This window comes from Streptomyces aurantiacus, assembly GCF_001418335.1.
GTDB classification, from domain to species: domain Bacteria; phylum Actinomycetota; class Actinomycetes; order Streptomycetales; family Streptomycetaceae; genus Streptomyces; species Streptomyces aurantiacus.
Genome location: NZ_LIPP01000277.1, coordinates 1 through 4,635, shown reverse-complemented (window position 1 = coordinate 4,635; position 4,635 = coordinate 1). Strand labels below are relative to the sequence as shown.

The 4,635-nt window shown below is 70.8% G+C and carries 3 protein-coding genes; all 3 read left to right on the top strand.

Features of this window, described 5'->3' with window-relative positions:
• Positions 1 to 583: alpha-glucosidase C-terminal domain-containing protein (locus AOK01_RS30890; protein WP_213862173.1), on the top strand; the 583-nt coding region annotated here is incomplete at its 5' end.
• Positions 584 to 701: 118 nt separating this feature from the next.
• Positions 702 to 2,144 carry a maltokinase N-terminal cap-like domain-containing protein gene (locus AOK01_RS30885; RefSeq protein ID WP_055517446.1) on the top strand — a complete coding sequence of 481 codons (1,443 nt, stop codon included), beginning with the start codon at positions 702 to 704 and terminating at the stop codon, positions 2,142 to 2,144.
• A gap of 58 nt (positions 2,145 to 2,202) precedes the next feature.
• Positions 2,203 to 4,608, top strand: coding sequence for a 1,4-alpha-glucan branching enzyme (glgB, locus tag AOK01_RS30880; protein WP_079103898.1), 2,406 nt, complete (start codon positions 2,203 to 2,205; stop codon positions 4,606 to 4,608).
• Positions 4,609 to 4,635 lie beyond the last annotated feature (27 nt).

Sequence of the window (4,635 nt, the reverse complement as noted above, 5' to 3'; positions counted from 1 at the left end):
CAACCAGATCGAACTCTTCACAGCCCTGCTGCTCTCGCTGCCCGGCTCACCGATCCTCTACTACGGCGACGAGATCGGCATGGGCGACAACATCTGGCTCGGCGACCGCGACGCCGTCCGCACCCCCATGCAATGGACCCCCGACCGCAACGCCGGCTTCTCCTCCTGCGACCCGGGGCGGCTGTATCTACCGACGATCATGGACCCGGTCTACGGCTACCAGGTCACCAACGTCGAAGCGTCGATGTCCTCCCCGTCCAGCCTGCTGCACTGGACCCGCCGCATGATCGAGATCCGCAAACAGAACCCCGCCTTCGGCCTCGGCACCTACACCGAACTCCCCTCCTCCAACCCCGCCGTCATCGCCTTCCTGCGCGAACACAAGGACGACCTCGTCCTGTGCGTCCACAACTTCTCCCGCTTCGCCCAGCCCACCGAGCTCGACCTCCAGACGTTCACCGGCCGCCACCCCGTCGAACTCATCGGCGGTGTCCGCTTCCCCGCCATCGGCGAACTCCCCTACCTCCTCACCCTCGCCGGCCACGGCTTCTACTGGTTCCGGCTCCGCAAGGACGCCGTCTAGGACTCCATCTCGGACTCCGTCCCGGACTCCGTGGACAGCGGACGGCGGGGCGGTTTCCCCCGCCCCGCCCTGGGCACGCATCAGTAACACCCCGACTCCGGGGAAAGGACGCGACGCCATGTCCGAAGCCGTCACCCGCTCAGTGCACTCCGCTTCGACAAGCCCCGGCCTCCTCGCGTCCCTCGATCCACTGCTGCGCGAGTGGCTTCCACGACAGCGGTGGTTCGCGGGAAAGGGCCGTCCCGTCACCGGGTTCTCGCTGGTCTCGGCGACGGAGGTGCTGCCTCCGAGTTCCACGCCGGCGCTGCTCCATCTGCTGGTACGGGCGCATCAGCCGCTCGTCCCCACGCAGAGCGCCCCCACGCATCCGGCCGACTGCTACCAGCTGCTGCTCGGCGTGCGCGAGGCACTGCCTCCGCGGCTGGCGCCCGCGCTGATCGGCCGGCCGACGGCGGGCCCGCTGGCCGGGCTGACCGTGTACGAGGCGCTGCACGACCCACGGCCCGCCGACGTCCTCCTGGAGGCCCTGCGAGAACGGGCGCGCATCGGTGAGCTGCGTTTCGAACGGGACGCCCGGCAGGAGATCCGAGGCGATCTCATGCCGCGCCTGGTGACGGCAGAGCAGTCCAACTCCTCGATCGTCTACGGAGATACGTTCATCCTGAAGGTGCTGCGCCGGATCGTGCCGGGGATCAACCCCGATCTGGAGCTGCCGCTGGCGCTGGCCCGCGAGGGCTGCCCGCGGGTGCCGGCGCCCGCCGGCTGGATGGTGGCGGACCTGGCCGGCGACACGTACGTACTGGGTGTCCTGCAGCCCTTCGTCCGGGGCGCCTCGGACGGCTGGGACCTGGCACTGCGCGAACTCGCCAAGGGCGAGGACTTCAGCGGTGAGGCGCGGGCGCTCGGCCGGGCCACGGCCGAGGTGCACACGGCGCTGGCCCGTGCGCTGCCCGTGGTGACCATGGGACGCGCGCAGATGGAGCCGCTCGCGGCCGCCATGACCGAGCGGCTGAAGGCGGCCGTCCAGGCGGTGCCCACGCTGCGGCCGTACGCGTCCGGTCTGCGATCCGCGTTCGACGCGCTCGCCGAACTGGCGAGCGAGGGCAGGACCTGGACGGCCCAGCGCATCCACGGAGACCTGCACCTGGGGCAGTGTCTGCGGTCACCGTCCGGGAACGCCTCCCACGCGTCCGGCGGTGAAGGTGGCTGGTCGCTGATCGACTTCGAGGGCGAGCCCTCCAAGTCGCTGACCGAACGGCGCCTGCCCCAGCCGACCGCACGGGACGTGGCGGGCATGCTCCGCTCCTTCGACTACGCCGCGCACACGCTCCCCCGGGTCACCGGCTGGGCCGACGCGTGCCGGGCCGCGTACTGCTCCGGGTACGCCGAGGCCGGCGGGCTCGACCCGCGAACGGACCCGGTGCTGCTCCGCGCGTACGAGACCGACAAGGCGATCTACGAAGTCGTGTACGAGGCACGGCACCGGCCCGACTGGCTGCCCGTGCCGATGGCGGCCGTCCACCGGCTGGCCCGGCAGGAACCCGAACCCGAACTGTCATGATCCGTCCAATCCTGACCAGTCCCGCCCCAGCTCTCACTCCACCGAGGAGGCTCCGCCCGTGACGCCCCGCCCGAACCCGCCCGCCAAGAAGCCGAAGAGCGCGAAGGCCAAGGCCAAGGCCAAGGTCAAGGCCAAGTCCTCGGGCGAGGCCGTCGGCAAGGCGAAGGCCAAGCCCGCGGACGAGGACGTACGGGCCGAGACCGCCGAGGTCGCCGAAGTCACGGAGACCGCGCCCGTGCAGCCCGTGCAGCCCGAACAGCCGGTACAGGAAGTGCGCTCGCCGGTCGTGCTGGACCGGGCCGACCGGGAGCGGCTGCTCGGGGGCGCGCACCATGATCCGCACTCGGTGCTCGGGGCCCACGCCGTGCCCGACGGCGTGGTCTTCCGGGCGCTGCGGCCGTACGCGCTCGCCGTGACCGTCCTCGCCGAGGGGCTGCGCGCCGAACTGCACGACGACGGGGAGGGGTTCTTCTCCGCGGTGCTGCCCCTGCGGGAGGTGCCGGAGTACCGGCTGTCGGTGGAGTACGAGGGTGTGGTGCAGGACATCGAGGACGCGTACCGGTTCCTGCCCACGCTCGGCGACCTCGATCTGCACCTGTTCGGGGAGGGGCGGCACGAGCAGCTGTGGACGATCCTCGGTGCGGAGCCGATGGAGCACCAGGGTGTGCCCGGCACCCGCTTCTCGGTGTGGGCACCGAACGCGCGCGGTGTACGGATCTCGGGGTCCTTCAACTTCTGGGACGGGACCGCGTTCCCGATGCGGTCGCTGGGCTCCTCCGGGGTGTGGGAACTGTTCGCTCCCGGTGTCGGCGAGGGGGAGCTGTACAAGTTCGAGATCACCCGGCCCGACGGCACGAGGACGATGCGGGCCGACCCGATGGCGCGGCGTACGGAGCTGCCGCCCGCCACGTCCTCCGTGATCCACACCTCGCGGCACGAGTGGCGGGACCAGGAGTGGATGGCGCGCCGGGCCGACCGCCCCGCACACCGGGCCCCGTTCTCCGTCTACGAACTCCACCTGGCCTCCTGGCGTCCGGGTCTGACGTACCGTCAGTTGGCTGAGCAGCTCCCCGTCTACATCTCCGACCTGGGCTTCACGCACGTCGAGCTGATGCCGGTCGCCGAGCATCCCTTCGGCGGCTCCTGGGGCTACCAGGTCACCGGCTTCTACGCGCCCACCGCCCGCCTCGGCACCCCCGACGACTTCAAGTACCTCGTCGACGCGCTGCACCGGGCCGGCATCGGCGTGATCATGGACTGGGTGCCCGCGCACTTCCCCCGGGACGAGTGGGCACTGGCCGAGTTCGACGGACGGCCGCTGTACGAGCACGAGGACCCGTTGCGGGCCGCGCACCCCGACTGGGGCACTCTTGAGTTCGACTACGGGCGGCGGGAGGTGCGCAACTTCCTCGTCGCCAACGCCGTGTACTGGTGCGAGGAGTTCCACATCGACGGGCTCCGCGTGGACGCCGTCGCCTCCATGCTCTACCTCGACTACTCGCGCGAGGCCGGCCAGTGGACACCCAACGTCCACGGCGGCCGGGAGAACCTCGACGCGGTCGCCTTCCTCCAGGAGATGAACGCCACCGTCTACCGGCGCTCGCCCGGTGTCGTCACGATCGCCGAGGAGTCGACCGCGTGGGACGGCGTCACCCGGGCGACCCACCACATCGGTCCCGGCGGCTTCGGCGGCCTGGGTTTCGGGCTGAAGTGGAACATGGGCTGGATGCACGACTCGCTGGACTACGTCACCCACGAGCCGGTCCACCGCAGGTACCACCACGACGAGATGACGTTCTCGATGGTGTACGCGTACAGCGAGAACTACGTGCTGCCGATCTCGCACGACGAAGTCGTCCACGGCAAACGGTCGTTGGTGTCGAAGATGCCGGGCGACTGGTGGCAGCAGCGGGCCACCCAACGGGCGTACCTGGGCTTCATGTGGGCCCACCCCGGCAAACAACTCCTCTTCATGGGCCAGGAGTTCGCCCAGGGTGCCGAGTGGTCGGAGGCGCACGGGCCCGACTGGTGGCTCCTCGACCCGTCGTACGGGGCGGAGGCCGACCACCGGGGCGTACGCGATCTCGTCCGTGACCTCAACGCGGTCTACCGGAGTGTGCCGGCTCTCTGGGAGCTCGACACCGATCCCGCCGGGTTCGGCTGGGTCACCGGGGACGCCGCCGAGGACAACGTCTTCGCCTTCCTCCGGCACGCCGCCGACGGGGCGCCGCTGCTCGCCGTGTCCAACTTCTCGCCGGTGGTGCGGCACGAGTACCGGCTCGGGGTGCCGGACGATGTGCCCGCGTGGCACGAGGTGCTGAACACGGACGCCGGGCGGTACGGCGGGGGTGGCGTCGCGAACGCGGATCCCGTCAAGCCGGACGACCAGCCGTGGCATGGTCGGCCGGCGGGCATCCGGGTCACGCTGCCGCCGCTGTCGACGGTGTGGTTGCGGCCGGTCTAGGCGTTTTTCTCGCCCCCGCCGCCCCTA

What these genes read in the sequence shown, in the direction of transcription:
- AOK01_RS30885 (WP_055517446.1), top strand. Translation starts at nt 702, where the DNA reads ATGTCCGAAGCCGTCACCCGCTCAGTGCACTCCGCTTCGACAAGCCCC.